Source organism: Pseudobutyrivibrio ruminis AD2017, assembly GCF_000424305.1.
In the GTDB taxonomy this organism is placed as follows: domain Bacteria; phylum Bacillota; class Clostridia; order Lachnospirales; family Lachnospiraceae; genus Pseudobutyrivibrio; species Pseudobutyrivibrio ruminis_B.
The window spans coordinates 279821-301859 of record NZ_AUJQ01000004.1 but is presented as its reverse complement, the minus strand read 5'-3'; the positions used below and the strand labels follow the sequence as shown (position 1 = coordinate 301859).

The 22039-nt window shown below is 39.8% G+C and carries 20 protein-coding genes; 17 read left to right on the top strand and 3 right to left on the bottom strand.

What is annotated here, in order from left to right; translation table 11 throughout:
- Positions 1–95: 95 nt before the first annotated feature.
- The 8 genes from G611_RS0103150 (at position 96) to G611_RS0103115 (ending at position 7566) form a co-directional block, all read left to right on the top strand.
- Positions 96–848 (top strand): DeoR/GlpR family DNA-binding transcription regulator, encoded by a 753-nt coding sequence (locus G611_RS0103150; RefSeq protein ID WP_028242388.1) that lies wholly within the window; start codon positions 96–98, stop codon positions 846–848.
- An 18-nt stretch (positions 849–866) separates the two neighbouring features.
- Positions 867–1772 carry a 1-phosphofructokinase gene (pfkB, locus tag G611_RS0103145; protein ID WP_028242387.1) on the top strand — a complete coding sequence of 302 codons (906 nt, stop codon included), beginning with the start codon at positions 867–869 and terminating at the stop codon, positions 1770–1772.
- 11 nt (positions 1773–1783) lie between these two features.
- Positions 1784–3691, top strand: coding sequence for a PTS fructose transporter subunit IIABC (locus G611_RS0103140; RefSeq protein WP_028242386.1), 1908 nt, complete (start codon positions 1784–1786; stop codon positions 3689–3691).
- 157 nt (positions 3692–3848) lie between these two features.
- On the top strand, positions 3849–4112 hold the full coding sequence (locus G611_RS0103135) for an HPr family phosphocarrier protein (RefSeq protein ID WP_028242385.1): 264 nt from the start codon (positions 3849–3851) through the stop codon (positions 4110–4112).
- Between the two features lie 14 nt (positions 4113–4126).
- Positions 4127–5830, top strand: coding sequence for a phosphoenolpyruvate--protein phosphotransferase (gene ptsP, locus G611_RS0103130; RefSeq protein WP_028242384.1), 1704 nt, complete (start codon positions 4127–4129; stop codon positions 5828–5830).
- Positions 5831–5920: 90 nt separating this feature from the next.
- Positions 5921–6208, top strand: coding sequence for a nucleotidyltransferase family protein (locus G611_RS0103125; protein WP_242824248.1), 288 nt, complete (start codon positions 5921–5923; stop codon positions 6206–6208).
- A complete protein-coding gene (locus tag G611_RS0103120) occupies positions 6189–6596 on the top strand; it encodes an HI0074 family nucleotidyltransferase substrate-binding subunit (RefSeq protein WP_028242382.1) in 408 nt (135 codons plus the stop codon). The genes G611_RS0103125 and G611_RS0103120 overlap by 20 nt, the downstream gene beginning before the upstream one ends.
- A gap of 7 nt (positions 6597–6603) precedes the next feature.
- Positions 6604–7566: a tRNA dihydrouridine synthase gene (locus tag G611_RS0103115; RefSeq protein WP_028242381.1), complete on the top strand. Its 963-nt coding sequence runs from the start codon at positions 6604–6606 to the stop codon at positions 7564–7566.
- On the opposite strand, the gene G611_RS0103110 is transcribed toward G611_RS0103115, so the two are convergent.
- Entirely contained in the window at positions 7537–8241 is a 705-nt protein-coding gene (locus G611_RS0103110; RefSeq protein ID WP_028242380.1) for a zinc metallopeptidase, read from the bottom strand. The two genes, G611_RS0103115 and G611_RS0103110, sit on opposite strands and share 30 nt — an antisense overlap.
- Before the next feature lie 226 nt (positions 8242–8467).
- Between G611_RS0103110 and G611_RS0103105 the strand changes: the two genes are divergently transcribed.
- The 5 genes from G611_RS0103105 (at position 8468) to G611_RS0103085 (ending at position 14032) form a co-directional block, all read left to right on the top strand.
- Entirely contained in the window at positions 8468–9388 is a 921-nt protein-coding gene (locus G611_RS0103105) for an ECF transporter S component (RefSeq protein ID WP_028242379.1), read from the top strand.
- Between the two features lie 75 nt (positions 9389–9463).
- Positions 9464–10654 (top strand): bifunctional phosphopantothenoylcysteine decarboxylase/phosphopantothenate--cysteine ligase CoaBC, encoded by a 1191-nt coding sequence (gene coaBC / locus G611_RS0103100; protein WP_028242378.1) that lies wholly within the window; start codon positions 9464–9466, stop codon positions 10652–10654.
- 148 nt (positions 10655–10802) lie between these two features.
- Complete coding sequence (locus G611_RS0103095) at positions 10803–11189, top strand: GntR family transcriptional regulator (RefSeq protein WP_028242377.1); 387 nt, start codon at positions 10803–10805, stop codon at positions 11187–11189.
- On the top strand, positions 11173–12072 hold the full coding sequence (locus G611_RS0103090) for an ABC transporter ATP-binding protein (RefSeq protein ID WP_028242376.1): 900 nt from the start codon (positions 11173–11175) through the stop codon (positions 12070–12072). Before G611_RS0103095 ends, G611_RS0103090 begins: the two co-directional genes overlap by 17 nt.
- Complete coding sequence (locus G611_RS0103085; RefSeq protein ID WP_028242375.1) at positions 12047–14032, top strand: hypothetical protein; 1986 nt, start codon at positions 12047–12049, stop codon at positions 14030–14032. The genes G611_RS0103090 and G611_RS0103085 overlap by 26 nt, the downstream gene beginning before the upstream one ends.
- A gap of 121 nt (positions 14033–14153) precedes the next feature.
- Here the strand turns inward: G611_RS0103085 and G611_RS0103080 are convergent, their stop codons facing one another.
- Positions 14154–14990, bottom strand: a complete 837-nt coding sequence (locus G611_RS0103080; RefSeq protein ID WP_028242374.1) for a PRD domain-containing protein — start codon at positions 14988–14990, stop codon at positions 14154–14156.
- A 19-nt stretch (positions 14991–15009) separates the two neighbouring features.
- Positions 15010–17154 (bottom strand): PTS transporter subunit IIABC, encoded by a 2145-nt coding sequence (locus tag G611_RS0103075; protein ID WP_036947887.1) that lies wholly within the window; start codon positions 17152–17154, stop codon positions 15010–15012.
- Positions 17155–17482: 328 nt separating this feature from the next.
- On the opposite strand from G611_RS0103075, the gene flgM reads away from it, so the two are divergent.
- Genes flgM through flgK form a run of 4 tightly spaced genes read left to right on the top strand, consistent with a single transcriptional unit; the run spans position 17483 to position 22034 of the window.
- A complete protein-coding gene (flgM, locus tag G611_RS0103070; RefSeq protein WP_028242372.1) occupies positions 17483–17764 on the top strand; it encodes a flagellar biosynthesis anti-sigma factor FlgM in 282 nt (93 codons plus the stop codon).
- Positions 17765–17782: 18 nt separating this feature from the next.
- A complete protein-coding gene (locus G611_RS0103065; RefSeq protein WP_051195027.1) occupies positions 17783–18295 on the top strand; it encodes a flagellar protein FlgN in 513 nt (170 codons plus the stop codon).
- A gap of 46 nt (positions 18296–18341) precedes the next feature.
- Positions 18342–20165, top strand: coding sequence for a flagellar hook-associated protein FlgK (locus tag G611_RS0103060; RefSeq protein WP_028242370.1), 1824 nt, complete (start codon positions 18342–18344; stop codon positions 20163–20165).
- Positions 20166–20192: 27 nt separating this feature from the next.
- Positions 20193–22034 carry a flagellar hook-associated protein FlgK gene (flgK, locus tag G611_RS0103055; RefSeq protein ID WP_028242369.1) on the top strand — a complete coding sequence of 614 codons (1842 nt, stop codon included), beginning with the start codon at positions 20193–20195 and terminating at the stop codon, positions 22032–22034.
- Positions 22035–22039: the final 5 nt, after the last annotated feature.

The following is a 22039-nucleotide window of genomic DNA, read 5'->3' as shown; positions in this document are numbered from 1 at the left end:
TTTGTGATTGAGTTTGATTGCATAATAAATCGAATGATGTTATTCTCTTTTTAGAACAATCAAAAGTAATCGAAATTGTTCAAGGGGTGGATGGGATGCTTACAGAAGAGCGTAGAACTAGAATAGTTGAAATAGTGAATGAAAGAAAGGCAGTTTCTGTTAATGAACTTGTTGATTTGCTAGACACATCAGCAGCTACTATTCGTAGGGATATTAACGAGCTTAACAGGGCACAGCTACTAGTTAAGGTTTTCGGTGGCGCCACTGCTAAATCATCCTTGGATGTTAACACCAAAGAGGATGCAGTTGGTCAGAAGGCTAAAAAGCATGTAGCTGAAAAGGACTTAATCAGTCGTTATGCCGCTAGCCTCATTCAGGACAACGATTTTGTCTACATCGATGCAGGTACCACAACACTCAGTTTGATAGATTATATCGACAATCGAAATGCTAAATACATCACAAACGGTATCGTCCATGCTAAAAAGCTTATGGACAAGGGATTGGAAACAATCATGATAGGCGGTCGCCTAAAGGGCTCCACTGAAGCAGTGGTTGGACCCGACTGTGTGGAATTCATACGAAAGTATCATTTCACAAAGGCCTTTATGGGAACCAATGGAATCTCCATTATGGCTGGCTATACTACACCGGATGTTGATGAGGCCATGATTAAGACAGAAGCCATCAGGCACACATACAAGTCTTACATCCTGGCAGACCATAGTAAATTCGACCAAATAAATTCCGTTACTTTCGCAGCGATTAACGAATGTATCATTATCACAGACAAATCTGCTGCTAAAGATTATATGAATCACACTGTTGTGAAGGTATGCGAAGAGTAATATTTAGGAGGAAAGCTAATGATTTACACAGTTACTTTTAACCCAGCACTTGATTATGTTGTGCGAATGGATGGAGATTTGCTCCCTGGCATGACAAATCGTTCCTCAAGTGAAGAATACTATTTCGGAGGAAAGGGAATCAATGTTTCAATGGTTCTTTCGGAACTTGGTTTAAAAAGTACAGCATTAGGATTTATCGCCGGATTTACAGGGCATGCTATTGATGAAGGCGTTAAAGCAGCTGGTATTGAGACAGATTTCATCGAATTAAAGGATGGAATTTCCAGAATCAATGTTAAGCTCAAAGCAACAGAGGAAACAGAAATCAATGCGCAGGGACCTAAGATTGACGAGGAATCGCAGATTGCTCTTTACAACAAGCTTTCAAAGCTGGTTGCAGGAGATGTACTTATCCTTGCAGGTTCTATTCCAAAGACATTACCAGATGATGTTTACGAGAAAATCCTTTCAATGCTTGATGGAAAGGGAATCGAATTTGTAGTTGATGCAACTAAGGATCTTCTTACAAACGTATTAAAATATCATCCATTCTTAATCAAGCCAAACAATTTTGAACTTGGTGAAATCGTTGGAAAGGTTTTAACCACTGACGATGAAATATATGAAGGAGCTAAGAAGCTCCAGGAAATGGGCGCAAGAAACGTGCTTATTTCAATGGCCGGCAATGGTGCAATGCTTGTTGATGAAAACGGCGAGCGTTACCGCATCGGCGTACCAAAGGGTAAGGTAAGAAATTCAGTTGGAGCAGGTGATTCCATGGTAGCAGGCTTTGTAGCAGGTTACATGAAATCCAAGAATTATGATACGGCTCTTAAAATGGGGACAGCAGCCGGATCTGCAACAGCTTTCTCAGACGGTTTAGCAAAAGCCGCTGATATAGAAGAATTATATAAAACATTGTAGGAGGGAATATGATGAGAATCTCAGAGTTTATTGATCCTAGAGGGATCAAGCTTCAGGTTGCGTTATCATCTCAGGATGAAGCAATCGACAAACTTATTGCTCTTCATGAAGAAGTAGGCAATTTAAAAGACGCAGCTACATTTAAGGAGGCAATCCTTGCACGTGAAGCAAAGGGTAGCACAGCTATCGGAAATGGTATTGCAGTTCCTCATGGAAAGTCTTCAGCAGTTGCTAAGGCAGGTCTTGTAGCAATCACATGTCCACAGGGTGTTGATTACAAGGCAATGGATGGTAAGCCATCTAACTTATTATTTATGATCGCTGCTCCAGATGGTGGAGCCGATACACATCTTGAGGTTTTATCAAAGCTTATGCAGCTTCTTATGGATCCTGCATTTTGCAAGACTCTTGTAGAAGCTAAAACAGTTGATGAGTTCCTAGCTCTTATCGATGCTAAGGAAGCAGAGAAGGATGCAGCATCTAAGAATGATGCTCCTGTTGCAGCCGGCACTACAAAGATTGTTGCAGTTACAGCATGCCCTACAGGTATTGCTCATACATTTATGGCAGCAGAGTCTCTTGAGCAGAAGGCAAAGGAGCTTGGCATTGCATTTAGAGTAGAAAAAGACGGTTCTGGCGGAGCTAAGGATCCACTTACAGCAAAGGAAATTGAAGAGGCTGACGCAGTTATCGTTGCTGTAGATAAGAACATTGATATGGGACAGTTCGATGGCAAGAAGGTAGTACTTGCTTCTACAAAGGAAGCTATCCACGAGCCAGAGAAGTTATTTGAAAAGGCAAAGACAGCTTCTGTTTATCATCACACAGGCGCTGTTTCAAAGAAGTCTGATGATGCAAATGAATCTATCGGAAGACAGCTTTACAAGCATTTGATGAATGGTGTATCACACATGCTTCCATTCGTTATTGGTGGTGGTATCCTTATCGCTATCGCATTCTTGCTTGATGATTATTCAATCGATCCTAGCAACTTCGGTTCTAACACACCTGTAGCTGCTTGGTTCAAGACAATTGGTGGTGCAGCATTTGGATTCATGCTTCCAATCTTAGCCGGATTCATTGCACAGTCAATCGCTGACAGACCTGGTCTTGCAGTTGGTTTCGTAGGTGGTGCACTTGCAGCTAGTGGTGCTACATTTGCTAACCCAGGTGGAGCTATTCCATCGGCATTCCTTGGCGCTTTAGTTGCTGGTTTCGCAGCTGGTTACTTTATGAAGTGGCTCGAGAAGGTTTGCGACAAACTTCCACAGTCACTTGAGGGTATCAAGCCAGTACTTATTTATCCACTTGTTGGTATCACAGTAATTGGTATCGTTATGTGCGCAATCAACCCAATCGTTGGTGCACTTAATGCTTGGATTTCTGGTGTACTTTCTAGCATGGGAACAACATCACTTGTACCACTTGGAATTATCCTTGGTGCTATGATGGCTACAGATATGGGTGGTCCTCTTAACAAGGCCGCATACGTATTTGGTACTGCAGCACTTGCAGAGCAGAATGAAGTAGGTTGGATGATTATGGCAGCTGTTATGGTTGGTGGTATGGTTCCTCCAATCGCAATCGCTCTTGCAACACTTGTATTCCCTAAGAAGTTTACAGTTGCTGAGAGAAAGGCTGGTCCAGTTAACTTTATCATGGGCTTCTGCTTCATCACAGAGGGTGCTATCCCTTATGCAGCAGCAGATCCACTTCACGTAATTCCATCACTTATGGTTGGTTCAGGTGTTGCTGGTGCTCTTTCAATGGCATTTAGATGTACACTTATGGCTCCACACGGTGGTATCTTCGTATTCCCTGTAGTTGGAAACTGGGCACTTTACCTTGTTGCACTTGCTATTGGTTCAGTAGTTAGCTGCTTACTTTTAGGATTGCTCAAAAAAACAGTGGAAGAATAGTTCAGAATATTATATAATTCCATTCCGAGAGGTTTATCTCTCGGAATGGGTTTTTATGTTTTTGTACTCTGTAGAACTGGGAAGCTATGGAGTATAGAGATATAAAATCTTTTTTTTATTAATTAGTTAATTTGTTGAAACGAAAGGAGTTATTTTTATGGTTTCAAAGATGGTTAAAGTTACAAATGAGCAGGGTATGCACATGCGTCCAGCTACAGTTTTTTCAGCTGCAGTTACTCCATTTGATGCTGATGTAAAGATTAATTTCAACGGCAATTCATACGATGGAAAGAGCGTTATGATGCTTATGGCAGCTTGCATTAAGTGCGGAGCTGAAATCGAAATCGTTTGTGATGGTGCTGATGAAGAGGCTGCACTTGCAAAGGCTGTTGAACTTGTTGAGAGCGGACTTGGAGACTAAGAAGGAGTAGGAATATGTATAAAGGCATAGAAGCATCTAGGGGAATAGGAATAGGTAGTATCTGTTTAATAGTAGAGCACGACCTTTCATTTGAGTCAAAGCATATTGAAGACACTGAGGCTGAAAAGGCTAGATTTAATTCAGCAATCGATAAGTTCAAAACCGAGACAGCTGCTATGGCTGAAAACATCAGAAAGAACATCGGTCCTAAGGAAGCTGAAATCATGGAAGGTCATCTTGCAATGATTTCTGACCCAACAATGGCTGGAGAAATGACAAAGATGATCGAGGCTGGTCAGTGCGCAGAAGCTGCAGTTACAGCAGTTTGCGACATGTTCATTGGTATGTTCTCTAAGATGGAGGACGACATGATGCGTCAGCGTGCATCAGATATTTCTGATATCAAAATCAGCTTACTTAAGCTTTTACTTGGCATCGAAGATGTTGATATTAGCAAGGTTGCTCCTGGAACAGTTATCGTAGCACACGACCTTACACCATCAATGACTTCACAGATTGTGAAGGATAATGTTGTAGGTATCATTACAGAGGTAGGTGGAAAGACATCTCACTCTGCAATCTTAGCACGTGCCCTTGAAATTCCAGCAGTTCTTTCTGTTCCTAACATTACAGAACTCGTTAAGGATAAGGATACAGCAATCGTAGATGGTACTGAGGGTGATGTTCACATCAATCCTGATGGAGAAGTAATTTCTCAGTATATTATTAAGCGTGAGGAGTTCATCAAGGCTCAGGCTGAGCTTAAGAACTTCCTTGGTAAGAAGACACTTACAGCTGATGGTACAGAGGTAGAGCTTTTCTGTAACATCGGTACACCAAAGGATGCAAAAAAGGCAGTAGAATGCGACGGTGAAGGTATTGGCCTTTTCCGTTCAGAATTCTTATTCATGGATAGACCACATCTTCCAACAGAAGATGAACAGTTCGAAGCATACAAAGAGGCTGTTGAGACTATGGGTGGTAGAACAGTCATTATTCGTACACTTGATATCGGTGGCGATAAGGACATCCCATATCTTGGCCTTGAGAAGGAAGAAAACCCATTCTTAGGATACAGAGCTGTTAGATATTGCTTAAGCAATACAGATACATACAAGATGCAGCTTAGAGGTATCTTAAGAGCCAGCGCATTTGGTAAGGTTAAAATCATGGTACCACTCGTTACATGTGTAGAAGAGGTACGCAGTGTAAAGGCACTTGTTGAAGAATGCAAGTCAGAGCTTAAGGCTGAGGGCGTAGCATTTGATGAAAACATTGAAGTTGGTTGCATGGTTGAGACTGCAGCAGCATCTCTTATTGCAGATATTCTTGCTACAGAGGCTGATTTCTTCTCAATTGGAACTAATGATTTAACTCAGTATACAATGAGTGTTGATAGAGGAAATGCAAACGTTGCTTACCTTTATTCAGCATTCCAGCCAGCAGTTCTTCGTTCTATTAAGAACATTATCGAAGCTGGAAACAAGGCAGGAATCCCAGTTGGTATGTGTGGTGAGGCAGCAGCAGATCCACTTATGATCCCACTTTTGATTTCTTTCGGTCTTAACGAATACAGCGTTAACCCAGTACTTGTTCTTACAGCTCGTTCAATCATTTCTAAGTGGTCTAAGGAAGAGGCTGATGCTCTTGCAGCAAAGGTACTTAGCCTTACTACTGAAAAGGAAATCGTTGAGCTTTTAAAGGCTGAGGCTAAATAAATATATAGTGATTTGTCATTTTTATGGGACTGCCAGTTGTTGCAGTCCCTATTTTTAATGGTATAATATCCATATTACGGAGGGATATTCATGGAAATACAGACTATGCCTATTGAAGATATAATAGAGCAAGTCACAAAGATTGCACATAAGTACAACGTAAAAAGACTTGATTTATTTGGCTCATTTGCAAATGGCACAGCAACTGAATATAGCGATATTGATTTCATAATACATGGCTGTGACGATATCGATTCATTTGAAGAAGAGGTACAAAGTATTCCTACATTACGCAAAATAGATATTTTTAATTATGACGAGGTATGTAGCGAAGAACTAAGAGAGGATATGGATAAATATGGAAAGCAAATATTTTAATAGATATAAAAGCTTATGTAAGAGTCTTGCAAATCTTAAAGAATCAAGAGATGCAAATATTGATGATAAATTTGTACTTCCTGCAACAGTTCAAAATTACAATTTAACTTTCGATCTTGCATGGAAGGTTTTAAAAGAATTAGTGACAAATGAATTCGGTTTGACAGATTTTGCTGCAGGTTCCCCAAGAGAAACTTTAAAATCAGCATATTCTGTGGGGCTTATTAAAGATGATAGATGGATGGATATGCTTAGAGTAAGAAATACTCTTGCACATGATTATGATGGTCAGGTTGCTCTAAGATATTTTAAAGATATAGTTGGAGATTATTACGTTCTATTAGAAACCATGGTTCGCGATGTGGAGCAGTATTACACCAAGGAGTAAAGCATTAATGAATAAAATTTACCTGGCGCCACTTGAAGGCGTGACAGATAGCATATATAGAAATACATTTGAAAGATATTACGGGGGCGTGGATAAATATTTCACGCCCTTTATTTCGCCAAACTCTACTTTTAAATTTACAACTAGAGAGTTTAAGGATATTGACCCTGAAAAGAATGATGTGACTACAACTGTTCCACAGATTCTCACAAACAAAAGTGAGCACTTCCTATGGGCAGTAAAGGAAATTGCTGCATTAGGCTATAAGGAGATTAATTATAATCTAGGCTGTCCTAGTGGAACAGTAGTGGCTAAGAAGAAGGGCTCTGGCCTTTTATATTACCCAGAGGAATTAGATAAGCTATTGTACGAGGTGTTTGAAGCCCTGCCTTCTAACATAGAAATTTCTATTAAAACAAGACTTGGAAAAATTGAGCCTGAAGAGTTTTATGAGATATTGGATATCTATAATAAATATCAGATAAGTGAGCTTACAATACATCCACGTATCCAATCTGATTTCTATAAAGAACCAATCAGGCCAGAATTCTTTGAGTACGCCGTAGAACACAGCAAGGCACCACTAGTGTTTAACGGAGATGTTATTACTATCGAAGGTATCAAAGATAAATATCGTAAATACGATAATCTAAATGCTGTGATGATAGGCAGAGGTTTAATAGCAAACCCAGGACTTGCAACTGGATACAAAAAAGGCCTAGCCGATGATGACATCAAGCTAGACCCTGTTTTATTTAAAAAGTTCCATGATGATTTGCTTTCAAGATATACTGAAGTCCTTTCCGGCGAAAAGCCTGTACTTCATCGTATGAAGGAATTTCTAAGCTTCTGGCAAGCTAACTTCCCTGCGGAAGAAAAGCTTATCAAAAAGCTAAGAAAATCAAATCGCATCAGCGAATATCGTGATTATATGAATCAATTAATCTCTTCTACGATTTCCGCTAACTAACAACACTAATCTAAGAAGCTGTAGGATAGTTGCAAACAATGCTGCTACATAGGTCATGGCTGCTGCCTTAAGTACCTTTGTAGCGCCTACATGCTCATCCCCTTCTAGGATGTGGTCCTGATCAAGAATCCTGAGGGCTCTGGCGCTGGCATCAAACTCTACTGGAAGAGTTATTAACTGGAATGCCACAACAAATGTGAATAAGAACACGCCAATCTGAGCAAGTGGTGTATAACCAATTAACAATCCAATAAGGATAACTGGCCAAGAGACCCATGAGCCAATATTAGCAAGTGGAACTGATGCTGAACGAAGCTTAAGTGGCGCATATCCCTGCTGATGCTGGATAGCATGTCCGCATTCGTGAGCTGCAACACCTAAAGCTGCAACACTAGTCTGTCCGTAAACTGCATCTGATAAACGTAACACCTTTTCATTAGGTGAATAATGATCTGTAAGATTTCCCCTGATTCTTTCTATTCTAACATCATAAATCCCCGCAGCATGAAGAATATGTTCTGCTACCTGGTTAGATGTGATTCCTCTGGAATTTCTGATTCTGCTGTACTTGTTATAAGTGCGCTGAACATTCATAGAAGCAATACCACTTATAAGAGCACCGATTAGCACTAAGATAATTGTTGGGTCATATCCAAAACCGTAACCATAGTACATATTTTTATCCTCCTATTACTATAACCTTTGATAATAGTATAGTATTTGTACCTTATTATTACTAATAAAAAATTATAAAATCTTTCTTAACAAAGGCTCTAATGTGGTTTTTATTGCCATCCGATAAAATAGATGATAGAATGTTAGTGCTGTTAAAAATTTAACGCTTACGCATAGTGTACTAGGAGGAGACCGCTAGACGGCTTCTACCAAAAGGAGGAAATTTATGCAAAGCAACAATTCTAAAACCTATGAGCTTGTGCTCACAGCGTTATTCGTAGCCATTATTGTAGTAATGGCATCAACACCACTCGGATTTATTCCACTTGTAGTTATTAACGCAACCACACTTCATATTCCAGTAATCATTGGTTCATTATTCTTAGGACCAAAGAAGGGCGGATTCCTTGGAGGCGTGTTTGGTCTTACTAGCTTAATAAAGAGTTCACTTGGAGCAGCATCGCTTTCAGCATTCGTATTCTCACCAGTGGCAGCAGTTTCAATGCTTCCACATGATACAGTTGCAGCTGCAATCTTACTAGTTTTAAAGAGCACATTCATCGCAGTAGTACCAAGAATTCTTATCGGTGTCGTTCCTTACTTCGTATACGTTGGTATAAAGAAGGCAATCGGCTCTGAAAAGAAAGCAGTTTATGGTTCAATCATCAACGCTGTTATCTCATTCATCTTAGGCTTCGGTGTTTTCGCATTCTTTAACAGAATGATTTCACAGGAAGTTCTTGGAATGTCAGTTACAGTAGCAAGAGTACTCGGTATTGTTGTTGGTATCGCAGCTTTTGCAGGTATTGAATACTTATTCATGAACAAGGATGCTAAGGCCCTTGGCTTTATCACAGCAGGTATCGCTGGTGCCATGACAAACACACTTCTTGTTATGGGAAGCATTTACGTGTTCTACAAATATCCATATGCCGAGGCAGTTGGAGTAGACCCAGACGCACTTATGGCTATGATTGGTGGAGTAATCAGCTTCAATGGTGTTATCGAGGCTGTTGTAGGTGCAATCATCGTTTATCTTGTAGGTGTTGTACTTGACAAGATTAAGCCAGCAGGCGTATATGCAGGCAAGGATGTTAAAATCAAAGCAGTTGCATCTGAAACAAACAAAAGCCAGATGGCACAATAGAGAATAAAGTTTTAAAATAAATGGTAAGCGTACAAACAGCAATATTAGTTTAGGATATATAACTCGGAGGTATTTATGTTAAAAGGTAAATGCGTAGTTCTTGGAGTAACAGGCTCCATCGCAGCATACAAAATTGCAAATCTTGCATCAGCGCTTGTAAAATTGCACGCGGATGTTAATGTCATCATGACAAAGAATGCAACGAATTTCATTAACCCAATAACCTTCGAGACACTTACTTCAAATAAATGTCTTGTAGATACTTTTGATAGGAACTTTCAGTTCAATGTAGAGCATGTGGCTCTTGCTAAGCGTGCTGATATTTTCATGGTGGCTCCAGCCAGTGCTAATGTTATTGGAAAGATAGCACATGGCATAGCAGATGATATGCTGACAACCACCATCATGGCAGCTAAATGCAAGAAGCTTATCAGCCCTGCCATGAACACTAACATGTTTGAAAATCCTATCCTTCAGGACAACCTTAATATACTTCGTAAATACGGATATGAGATAATAGAACCTGCCAGTGGGTATCTTGCATGCGGGGACACAGGAGCGGGGAAGATGCCTGAACCAGATGTACTTCTTCAGTACATATTAAGGGAGCTTGCACATGAGCATGACCTTACAGGCAAAAAAGTAATGATTACAGCAGGTCCTACTGAGGAGGCTATTGACCCAGTTCGATATATTACGAACCACAGTACAGGCAAGATGGGATATGCCATCGCCAAGGCCGCTATGGAAAGAGGCGCCGATGTTACACTTGTATCAGGTCCAGTGGCTATCGAACCACCTATGTTTGTTGATGTGGTCAAAATTAGAAGCGCGGCGGAGATGGCCGAGGCTGTAAAAGCCAGAGCCGATGAGTGCGATATAATTATTAAGAGTGCAGCAGTAGCTGATTACAGACCAGCCACCGTTGCCAAGGAGAAGATAAAGAAAAAGGATGGAGAAGCTTCTAGCATCGAGCTAGAGCGTACCGAGGATATACTTTCTTATCTTGGAGCCAACAAAAAGGAAGGCCAGTTTATCTGCGGTTTTTCTATGGAGACGGAGAACATGTTGGAAAACTCCAAGACAAAGCTTAAAAAGAAAAATGTGGATATGATTGTAGCTAACAACCTCCGCACCGAAGGAGCAGGATTTGGCACAGACACCAACGTAGTGACTATCATAATGGCTGACGAAACCTGGCAGCTGCCAATAATGTCAAAGGCGGAAGTTGCAAACGCAATCTTTGATACTATCCTTGGAAAATAAGCAAATTAAAGCATATTTAACACCTGACACTCACTTAGAGGTCAGGTGTTTTTTTGTTAAAAGATTGACATGAAAAATCATGCGTGCTATAACTGTATTAGAACAGATAATACAGCATAAAGATATAACCTAGTAGGGGAGGTATTAGATGATTCAATTGAACTACAGAGATTCTAAGCCTATCTATGAGCAGATAAAGGATGGCCTAAGGCGGTTGGTGGTGTCAGGAGCCGTTAAAACCGACGAGAAGCTGCCTAGTGTGAGAGAGCTGGCAACTAGCCTGTCTATCAACCCAAACACTATCCAGAAGGCTTATAGAGAGCTTGAGCAGGAAGGTTACATTTACACAATTGCTGGCAAGGGAAGCTATGCTGCTAAGCGAGCCGACGTTGCAACAGGGAGGAATGAAGAATTGATGAAAGAATTCGATGAAATTGTAAAGGAACTTCTGTATCTATGCGAGGATAAGGACATTCTTATCAAAAGAATTGAAGAGCTTGCGAAGGGAGGGACTGTAGATGATAGAAGTAAATAACGTCACTAAGAAATTTGGCGATTTTACTGCTCTTGATGGTTTAAACATGCATGTTGAGCGCGGAGCTATATATGGCCTGGTAGGACCTAACGGAGCAGGCAAATCTACCATTATTAGACACTTAAGCGGAGTGTACAAACAGGACGCAGGAGAAATCAGAATAGACGGACAGCCTGTTTATGAAAATGAAAAGCTTAAACAGCGCTTCACTGTAATTCCTGATGAGATTTTCTTCTTCACTCAGGCCAACACAATGGATATGATGAAATTTTACAAAAATCTCTATCCTACCTTTGATGAAGCCTTATTTAAAAAGATTTTAAACTGCTTCCCAGAAGTTAACCCAAAGAAAATGGTTAGAACACTTTCAAAGGGTATGCAAAAGCAAGTAGCTTTCATGCTTTCTATTGCTGCACGTCCTGAGCTTATGATTTTGGATGAGCCTGTAGATGGACTTGATCCTGTTATGCGCCGTCAGATTTGGAGCCTTATCATGTCAGATGTGGCAGAGCACGGCTTAACTGTTCTTGTAAGCTCACATAACCTTAGAGAGCTTGAGGATGTTTGTGACCATGTAGGAATCATGAATCACGGCAAGATTCTTATCGAGCGCTCATTAGACGAGCTACAAACATCAATCACTAAAATACAGCTTGCCTTTGAGGATGAACTACCAACTATTCCACCTGAGGTTCAGGTGCTGAAGAGGGTATCAACAGGCAGAGTACATACACTTATTGTAAAGGGAGAACCACGTCAGGCACAGCAGCTTATTGCAGGTCTGAATCCATTGCTTATGGATGTGCTTCCTCTTACACTTGAAGAAATATTTATTTACGAGTTGGGAGGTGAGAATTATGCAGTCAAAGAAATCATTTTTTAATCTAGCACTGTTTAAGAAAAACATAAGTAGAACATGGATTGTTGGACTGCTATATTTCATCATTCTTCTTATTGTTATGCCAATACAATTTATTATTAATTTGGCTAATTTCGATGAAATAAATTATGAAGAGGGCTACACAAAAACGCTCAACTTAATAGACGACGTTTCATATGTTCCTATAGGCATATGGGGTATATTTATTGCAATAGCGGTAACAGGAATTACATTTTGGTATTTATTCTTCAAAAGAGATAATTACATGATGCATTCCTTCCCTGTCAGCAGACGTAGCCTTTATTTTACTGGCTTAATTTCAAGTATTGTTGTATCTATCTTGCCTGTCATACTTACAGCACTTGTTACAACTATAGTTGCAGCCGCTGAAAAGATTTACGCCTTCGACGTTATTTGGTTTTGGGCACTTGGCGTCATCGCAACCACACTGCTATTTATTGGTATTGCAATGATCTCCCTTATGGCTTCAGGGCAGATTGTAACCAGTATTATATTTTATGGTATCTTCAATTTCCTATATTTAATGATGGAAGTTGCGTTTAGAATTACAGCAGGCATATTGATGTTTGGTATGACAAATTCAACCCGTAACATTAGTTTTAATGCCCTTACTCCAGTGTTATTTGTAGATGATGCCTGCAGGATTAAAGTATATAAAATGTACGATGGTCTTGGAAATATAAAAACCTATACTTACACTTTAGGCGGAACTAAATATTTACTTATTTATATCGCTGTTGCAATTGCTTTGATGATAGCTTCTTACATACTGTATGAATACAAAAAGCTTGAAACCGTACAGGATTTCATTGCAATTCCATTCTTAAAGCCTGTATTTACAATTGGAATGTCTTTCTTTATTTCAATGGTTGCAGGTGCTTTAGTGGCTGGAATGATTGAAGCGCTAAAGCCTATGTACTATAACACAAGATTTATTGTTGCAATTATATCTGCACTAGTTATAGGTTGTATTGTTTTCTATGCCACACAGATGTTAATCGAAAAGACATTTAGAGTCTTTTCAACAAAGAAGTTCTTCTTCTTGGCCGGTTATTCACTTGCATCACTTGCTATGTTGATATGTCTACGTTTGGATGTATTCAAGGTTGAAAACAAGGTACCTGATGCTGCTGATATTCAGTGGGTAGGAATCGATTCCAACTATGTAATGGTATTCTCTACACCTGAGGACATTTCAGCCGTAAGAGATTTACATAAGAATTTCTTAAGTGACAAGAAGGAACTTAGAGATGTAAATAGAATTTATAATGATGTGGACGGCGGCTACTTTACAATCAAGTATAAGCTTAAAAACGGAGATTTCATTGAACGTACATACTCAGTAGTAAATACTGAATCTGATCAAGTTTCTGCTAACTACTTAGCTGCAACACAACCAATCCTTGATTATCTTAACGACCCAACACGAATCAAGGAACACGTAATTGGTAATATTTGGGACGATTGCACTATCCCTGAGTTGAGCTTTACTCAATATGTGTATAATGAAGAGGCTGATGATTATTGGCCTGAATATGCCGATTTTGAAACCTTATCCGACAAAGAACTGACGGATAAAAACGAAAAAATATATCAAGCCTTCCTTAAGGATATTGACGAAGGTAATGCGTTTGTGACTACATTCGGTGATAGATATAACAATAATGAACTTGCTAAAATCACACTTTATAATGATTTCAATTTCACAGTAGCAAATAATAAAAAAGAATATATCTCTGATGAGATGACTTTCTGGGATTGGTATGGTGATGACGATTATTATAGAACTCCAGAATATGATAGAAGCATCTATGCTCAGCTAACCACAAACTGCACTAACACCCTAAAAGCCCTAAAGGATGAGGGATTCTACACAGACGACTCTCAAATAATAACATCCTATGAGTACAACAAGGCGATGGGTTACTTGGAAGAAGAATAAGTAAATATAAAAAGCCCCCCTGGTTACGGTCACAAGCCAAATTATTTCTACGCTCAGCATAGAAAGCTTCGCTTAAGAAATATTTGAGCTTGTTACCTACTAGGGGGGCTCATTTTTACGATTACGAATCCAATACGTCAGCCTTTACACGTTCAATGTGCATCGCCAAATATCCAATCTCCATTTCGTCTGTAGGGGAGCCCAGACTCTTACTAAGGTCATGGCATATTTCCGATGCTATACTGAAGGACTCAGGGAATCGGGTTGAAACATAATCGTTCATGTTTATTTTCAAATCCTCGTGCTTCTGGATTCTAGCAACCATGTATCTAATATGATTCATCATACGGTTATAAGAAAATGAATCGGTTGGAATAGTACGACCGGTGATTTCTTCAATCTTTGTAATGCAATTACGTACCGCATGAGCTGTCTCAAGTGTTTGAGAAAGCTTATCCTGGGAAGTAGCGGAGTGAATGTGCATTGCAACATATCCGATTTCATCGTCCATAATATCTAGACCAAGGCTGTTTTTTAGCAAATCCCTAACAATTTCTGCTGCCTTATACTCTTGATAAAAAAGCAGCTTAATATCATTTAGAAGAGGGTTTATGATTTGGTCATTGTTTTGAATTCGCTTAGCTGCGTACTCCAAGTGATCAGCCATTGGAAATACAATATTATGATCAACACTATCAAAGTACTCTTCAGCATGCTGCAAAACTGCTTCAGCAATTTCTAAGTAAACAGGATCTACATGCTTGACGATATCCTTAGCATCGCCACGCTCTGAAGATTCAGCCAAAGAAAATACTTTGCAGTCTGAGCCTACTGTGAGCTCCTGAGTAGGCTTCATACCGAAGCCCACTCCCTTGCCCATAATTAAGTACTCCACTAATTCATTTGTTTCTACGGCAATAACCGAATTATGATTTAAAACTTTTTTTACTTTATACATAGTCAAATATTATAACTTCTTATTCAAAGAAATCAACTTCAAACAATGGTTCGCCAGCCTTAATATCGCCAGCCTTTACAAGACGCACGTCAATCTTGTCTTCATCAACATCTGTGCAAAGTACAGGTGTTGCAATTGATGGTGCATTTGCCTTTAAGTAATCAAGGTCGATTTTAAGAAGTGGATCACCCTTCTTAACCTTCTGTCCCATAGTTACAAGAGTCTCAAATCCCTGACCACCAAGCTTAACAGTATCGATACCAACATGAACAAGAAGGTTAAGTCCGTCGTCGCCAATGAAACCAATTGCATGCTTTGTATCGAATATAAAACCGATTGTACCATCAAATGGTGCATATATTGTGTCGCCAACTGGAGTAACAACAGCACCGCTACCCATCATTCCGCTTGCGAAAGCTTCATCAGGAGTAGTAGATAAATCATCAGCCTTACCATCAGCAGGGCTGTAGATTGTAACTGTCTTTACAACTTTTTTAGGAGCTGCCTCTACAGGGGTTTCATTAGAAGCAGTAGTGTTTGCATCATCAGATGCGTTATCAGAAACATAAAGCTCGTTTGGAGCTGTCTCAAGGTAATCCTCAAGGTGAGCCTTTACAACAGTAACGTTTGGTCCGTAAATAACCTGAACGCTGTTACCACGAAGAACAACACCTGAAGCACCAGTAGATGTAAGCATAGCCTTGTTTACAAGGTTTCCATCATTTACTGTAACACGAAGTCTTGTTGCACAGCAATCTACATCAGAAATATTCTTCTTGCCGCCAAGACCGTTTGCAATCTGCTCGCTAACAGCATCTTTATTAGAAGCGCCAGCCTGCTTTGCCTTGTAATCAGCCTTTGTGTAAAGCTTTGTTTCTTCATCATCATCTTCACGCCCAGGGGTTTTAAGGTCAAGCTTCTTAATTAAGAATGTGAAAATGAAATAATATAAGAAGAAATAAATAATACCAACTGGGATTACACGTATCCAGCTTGTCTTTTCGTTACCCTGAAGGATACCGAATAAGAAGAAGTCAATTAAACCACCGGAGAATGTAAGACCTACAGCGATATTAAGCATATGTGCAATCATGTATGCACTACCAGCTAAGATAACCTGAACACCGAAAAGGATAGGAGCTACGAATAAGAATGAGAATTCGATTGGCTCTGTGATTCCAGTGAACATTGAAGCAAGTGCAGCAGAAAGAAGAAGACCTCCAACCTGCTTTTTCTTCTCAGGACGAGCTGTGCGGTACATAGCAAGTGCAGCACCTGGAAGACCGAAGATCATGAAGATAAACTCACCAGAGAAGTATCTTGTAGCATCGGCGCTGAAGTGTGCAATATCGCCAGAATTAGCAAGCTGTGCGAAGAAGATGTTCTGACCACCTTCAACCACCTGGCCAGCAACCTCTGCTGTACCACCAACTGCTGTCTGCCAGAATGGCATGTAGAATACGTGGTGAAGACCAAATGGGATAAGTGAACGCTTAATTAAACCGAAGATAAGTGTTCCTGCATAGCCTGAACCAGTAACTAAATCACCAAGGGCGTAGATACCGTTCTGAACAACTGGCCATACATAGAAAAGTAGGATACCAACAAATAAGTAAACAACTGTTGATATGATTGGAACGAAACGTGTACCTGCAAAGAATGAGATAGCGCTTGGAAGCTCAATGTTGTAGAACTTGTTATGAAGAGCTGCAACACCAAGACCTACGATGATACCACCGAAAACACCCATCTGAAGTGTTGTGATACCACAAGCCTGTGTGATAGTACCGCTTAAAGCTCTAGCTTCATAGTTTGTGATACTAATCATAGCGCTGATTGCTGAGTTCATTACGAAGAATGAAATCATAGCTGCTAAGGCTGCAACAGCCTTTTCCTTCTTTGCCATACCGATGGCAACACCTACAGCAAACATAATATGAAGGTTTGCAAAAATGATGTTTGCAACTTCATTCATTACTGTAAGAAGAATGTTGAGAATAGTTCCAGGTCCGAGAACTGATTCAAGATGATAAGTAGCGATTGTAGTCTCGTTAGTGAAGGATGCACCTAAACCAAGGAGAAGACCTGCTACTGGGAGTATGGCGATTGGAAGCATGAAGCTTCGGCCAACTCGTTGTAAAACATTAAAAATTTTGTCTTTCACGATAAAGACCTCCTAATAATTATTTCTTAGAGGCGAATTTTATGCATAAAAAAATAGGCATAAAAACAAAAAACGCCTCTAGCGTCTTGTGTCGTTTATGCCTACTTAAAGTTACATACTTCACAAAATTTAAAATTTTACTTGCCTAAGTTATCATGATAAGGTGAATTTGTCAATACTTAATCGATTAAGAATAAAATTTGAAAAAAATTCAAATTTACTATAAAGTTTTCTTAAGTAGTACCGATAAATGAAGTGTAAAGAAAAATGTAGCTCGAGATTTGATTACAAAAATCGGCATAATAAGGGAGGAAAGGAGTGTGGCGATATGCGTATAGAGGCTTACAATCAGGTAGCTCAGCTCTATCAAACATCAAACACTAAAAATGTATCACAGGCATCAAAGGCAAATGGAATGGGTCGTGATGAGGTTCAGATTTCATCAACAGGCCGTGATTACCATGTTGCAAAGGCCGCTGTATCTGAGGCTGCGGACATCAGAGAAGATTTAGTTGCTGATATCAAAGCCAGAATCAAAGATGGCACTTATGATGTTAGCCCAGATGATTTCGCAGAGAAGTTATTGGCTCAGTATGGATCAATTCTTTAGTTTTGTGAGGGTTAAAGCGTGGCTAGTTTAATGGATGAATTGCTCTTAACTATGGATGGTGAAACGGAGCAGTATGAAAAGTTAATCGGTCTTAGTGATAAGAAGAAGGATTCTATTATCTATAAGAAGCTTGACGTACTGGAAGATATTACCGTCAGGGAGCAGGCCATTGCTGACACCTTGCGTTCACTGGAAAAGAAACGACTGAACATACTTAATAGTATAGCAGCAGTGATGGGCCATGAAGGTGAGCAGGTTACTGTGTCATGGATGATTGATAACTTGGCGAACCAACCTGTACAGCAAAAACAGCTTACCTTAGCAAAGGATAAGCTTGTAAAAGCCGCTGATGATGTTCAGGTTTTGAATTTTCAAACCCAGAACCTACTTAGGCAGGCTATAGAGATGGTGGAGTTTGACATTACACTTATCAAAAGTGCAAAGCAGGCACCACAGACCTCCAATTACGGAAGAAATGCTGAAACTACAGGAGATATTTTAGGAAATAGAGGATTCGATGCTAAACAGTAGGAAAAGGATGTCCTTAGAGTTTTAGTATAACTTGGAGGGCAGACTTATGGCTAATAGTTTTGGAAGCTTATACGTTGGGGCATCAGGCCTACAGTCAGCATCACATGGATTAAATACAACAGCAAACAACCTTACTAACGTAAATACAGAAGGTTACGTTCGTGAGCAGGTTGTTTACGAAGATAGAACATATAGAAAAATAGGTAACGCAGCGATCAGCACTCAGTATGCTGGTCTTGGCGTGCAGGTAGGAACAATCGTCCACAACCGCGATATCTTTTTAGACAAAGCATATCGACAGGAACATGGGCGATATTCTTTTTATAGTGCTAGCTCTGAAGCGGTACAAGAGGTTTATACCCACTTGCAGGAAACAGAGGGCGTGGCATTCAAAGAGGCTATCAAGGATTTTGAGGTAGCCTTTGAGGAATTTGCCAAGGAGCCATCTGATACTGTTAAGCAGAACCTTGTATTGCAGAAGGCTAGTCTTTTTTTAGCTAGAGGCAAAGCCGTTCAGCAAGGATTTGAAGATTATCAGACTATTATCAATTCCAAAATCAAGGAAGACCTAAACAGAATAAATGAAATTGGAAAAGAGATAGTTGAATACAATAAACGCATCCAGGCAATCGAAGCAGCAGGCGTAGAAAAGGCCATGGACCTTAGAGATAAAAGAGATTTGCTTTTGGATGAGCTGGCAGGAAAGGCAAAAATTTCCTACAGCGAGGACCATACAGGTGTTGTTAAGGTAGAAATCGAGGGCGTGGAATTTATTGATGACATCAGATACTACCCAGTTGGTACATTGGAAGATAAGAGAACTCATTTCGTAACACCATATTGGCCACAGCTTTCAGAAATCGTAAGCGAGGATGATGAATCCCTAAATACATATTATCCAATGTTTGATACAAGCAATGCATCTGCAGATAAAAATACAGATATTGGTGAAATCAAGGCCTTGCTTTTAGCAAGAGGTACAGGCTGGTCAACATACTTTGATTTTTATGATGAGAATGGTGAAGCCCTTACATCAGAGGTTTACGAGAAGGGCATAGCAAATTCAATCATGATGAATTCAGAGGCAGAGCTGGATACACTGTTTCATCAGCTGGCAACAACCATCAATAACATCTATAGTCCAATAACCACTATAGATAATGCATACGCTGGTTCAACAATCACTTCCTATACATATTTGGATAAGGATGGAAATGAGGTAACTGTTTCAGGGGCAGATATTTCAGATAGCCTTAGAGTTTTGGACAAGAACAATTGCTCCGTTGGTTCTGATGGCAAGCTTCCTCCAAGAGAGCTTTTCGTCAGAGTTGGTTGTGATAGATATACTGAAGCTACTATAAATTACGTGGATAAGGATGGAAATGCTCAGACCGAAACACTTTACATTTATAACGAAGAGACTCCAGATGATTTGGGTGTGTGCTATACATTAAAATCTACCTTTATAAACGAAGATTTGATTAAGCAGGAATCTTATCTGCCACATCTTAAATACGGTGTTAACAGTGGTGCTGTAGATTACGACTTAGGAATTAGGTTAAGCGCCATCTGGAATGAGCAGGATTTCAATTTAAATCCAAGCGATACCACACCATGTGGTTACAACGGATTCTACGTAAAATGGATTGGCGAGATTGCCAACACAGGTAACGTATACCAAACAACAGAGCGTTCATTGGAAGGAACAAAGGAAGAAATCGAATTCAGCCGCCAAGGCGTTATCGGTGTATCTTCCGATGAAGAACTTACAATAATGATTAAATATCAGTCAGCTTATAACGCAGCTAGCCGATATATAAATGTAGTAAATGAAATGATTGAGCATTTACTTACATCACTTGGTTCATAGCAGTTATTGAAAGACGAGGAATAGCTTATGGCTTCTACATTTTTTGGCTTAACAATCGCATATTCAGGACTGAATACTTCTCAGGCACAGATTAATACCACTGCCAACAACATTTCCAATGTTAATACCAATGGCTACAGTAAGCAGGTGGTTAATACTGTTGCGTCATCAGCTTTGCGATGCTACCAGAAATGGGGCACAACAGGAACTGGTGTTGAGGCGGAATCTGTAACCCAAAGACGTGATTTGTATTACGATGAGAAATTCTGGAACAACCAGACAGCTTTAGGTTATTTCGACAAAAAGCAGTATTACATGAATCAGATTCAGGATTACTACAACGAAAACACATCAAACACAGGCTTCACAACCATCTACACAAAGATGTTTAACGCCATGAGTACAATGCAGGGAAGTCCTGGTGATGACACAGTTAGAAAGCAGTTTATTTCAAATGCAAAGCAGTTGACAGAATACTTCAATCAGTTATCAACAAAGATGAAGGATTTGCAGAATTCTATCAACGATGAAATTAAAACAGCTGTTGATGATATTAATGCCATATCTGAAAAGGTGGCTATTCTTACAAAGCAGATAAATGTTATTGAGCAGGGTGGTGGTCATGCTAACGAGCTTAGAGATCAGCGAGCACTTCTAATTGATGACCTTTCAGAAATCTGTGATGTAAGTGTAAAGGAGACAGAGGTTCTTAACTCTAACGACCCTGATATGTATACAGGTGCAACATATTTCATGGTTTATATCAACGGCCAGCAGCTGGTTGATACTTATGAATACAATACCCTAGCTGTAAAATCCAGAGCCACAGAGCAGATGTACAATCAGTCCGATATCGACGGACTTTACGACATCGTATGGGCTAAGGACGGAGATAAATTTAACGCGGTTCCAAGCTCAAGCGGTGGCCAGCTTAAGTCTATGTTTGAGGTACGTGATGGTAATAACAACGAGAACATGCACGCTGTTGTTGCATCAGCAACAGAAACAACCATCACCATCAAAGACCTTAGTATTACAGATATAAATGAATTCAACATGCCAACAAAGGGACAGATTAGCACAAACAACATGCTGTTCACCTATGATGGATTTTCATTCACAACAGGTGATGATGGAAAGGTTGAAACAGTAACCTTCAATCTTACAAATAATATCAACAAGGATTTGGCCAAGGCTTTGGAGAACAAGACCTTCCAGGTTGGTGATGATGTGGATTACATGGGAATTCCATATTATCAGAACCAGATGAATCTTTTCTTACGTAACTTCTGCGAGCACTTCAACCTGATTGAAGAAAGCGGAGTAGATTTAAATGGGGACGACATGGGAGCATTCTTCATCGCTAAGGATAAGGTTGATTCCATGAGAGAACATGGCATGACAGAGAAGCTTATAGGCAGAGACGACCTTAACTATGACAGCGAGACTTATTACTGGCTTACAGCAGAAAATGTTTCAATCGCAAAAAAGACTGATAAGGATTCAAGAATCTTTGCAACCACAACAAAAGCTAATTATACCGATGGTGTTGATTCGGCAGATTTGGTTGTTGAGCTGCAGCAGCTTCAAAGAAAAGTAAAGCTGTTTAGAGGTGGCGGTGGCGATGAATTCCTTCAGTGTATATACGCCGATGTTACTATCGACGCCCAGGAGTGCATTATCTTCAAAGACAATTTTACAAATATCAAAAAATCAATCTCAGAGCAGCGCATGAGCGTATCTGGTGTTGATGAAGATGAAGAGGCTTTGGATTTAATGAAGTTCCAAAATGCATACAACCTGGCATCTAAATGTATTTCAGTTTTCTCCGAAATATATGATAGATTGATACTTAATACTGGAGTCTAACTTGC

Bases quoted from the DNA above. Each gene is read 5' to 3' on its own strand.
- G611_RS0103060 (WP_028242370.1), top strand. From the start codon at position 18,342: ATGGCTAATAGTTTTGGAAGCTTATACGTTGGGGCATCAGGCCTACAG.
- flgM (WP_028242372.1), top strand. From the start codon at position 17,483: ATGCGTATAGAGGCTTACAATCAGGTAGCTCAGCTCTATCAAACATCA.
- G611_RS0103110 (WP_028242380.1), bottom strand. From the start codon at position 8,241: ATGTACTATGGTTACGGTTTTGGATATGACCCAACAATTATCTTAGTG.
- pfkB (WP_028242387.1), top strand. From the start codon at position 867: ATGATTTACACAGTTACTTTTAACCCAGCACTTGATTATGTTGTGCGA.
- G611_RS0103080 (WP_028242374.1), bottom strand. From the start codon at position 14,990: ATGTATAAAGTAAAAAAAGTTTTAAATCATAATTCGGTTATTGCCGTA.
- G611_RS0103120 (WP_028242382.1), top strand. From the start codon at position 6,189: ATGGAAAGCAAATATTTTAATAGATATAAAAGCTTATGTAAGAGTCTT.
- G611_RS0103090 (WP_028242376.1), top strand. From the start codon at position 11,173: ATGATAGAAGTAAATAACGTCACTAAGAAATTTGGCGATTTTACTGCT.
- flgK (WP_028242369.1), top strand. From the start codon at position 20,193: ATGGCTTCTACATTTTTTGGCTTAACAATCGCATATTCAGGACTGAAT.
- G611_RS0103095 (WP_028242377.1), top strand. From the start codon at position 10,803: ATGATTCAATTGAACTACAGAGATTCTAAGCCTATCTATGAGCAGATA.
- G611_RS0103125 (WP_242824248.1), top strand. From the start codon at position 5,921: ATGGAAATACAGACTATGCCTATTGAAGATATAATAGAGCAAGTCACA.
- G611_RS0103135 (WP_028242385.1), top strand. From the start codon at position 3,849: ATGGTTTCAAAGATGGTTAAAGTTACAAATGAGCAGGGTATGCACATG.
- G611_RS0103140 (WP_028242386.1), top strand. From the start codon at position 1,784: ATGAGAATCTCAGAGTTTATTGATCCTAGAGGGATCAAGCTTCAGGTT.
- G611_RS0103085 (WP_028242375.1), top strand. From the start codon at position 12,047: ATGCAGTCAAAGAAATCATTTTTTAATCTAGCACTGTTTAAGAAAAAC.
- coaBC (WP_028242378.1), top strand. From the start codon at position 9,464: ATGTTAAAAGGTAAATGCGTAGTTCTTGGAGTAACAGGCTCCATCGCA.
- G611_RS0103115 (WP_028242381.1), top strand. From the start codon at position 6,604: ATGAATAAAATTTACCTGGCGCCACTTGAAGGCGTGACAGATAGCATA.
- G611_RS0103150 (WP_028242388.1), top strand. From the start codon at position 96: ATGCTTACAGAAGAGCGTAGAACTAGAATAGTTGAAATAGTGAATGAA.
- G611_RS0103105 (WP_028242379.1), top strand. From the start codon at position 8,468: ATGCAAAGCAACAATTCTAAAACCTATGAGCTTGTGCTCACAGCGTTA.
- ptsP (WP_028242384.1), top strand. From the start codon at position 4,127: ATGTATAAAGGCATAGAAGCATCTAGGGGAATAGGAATAGGTAGTATC.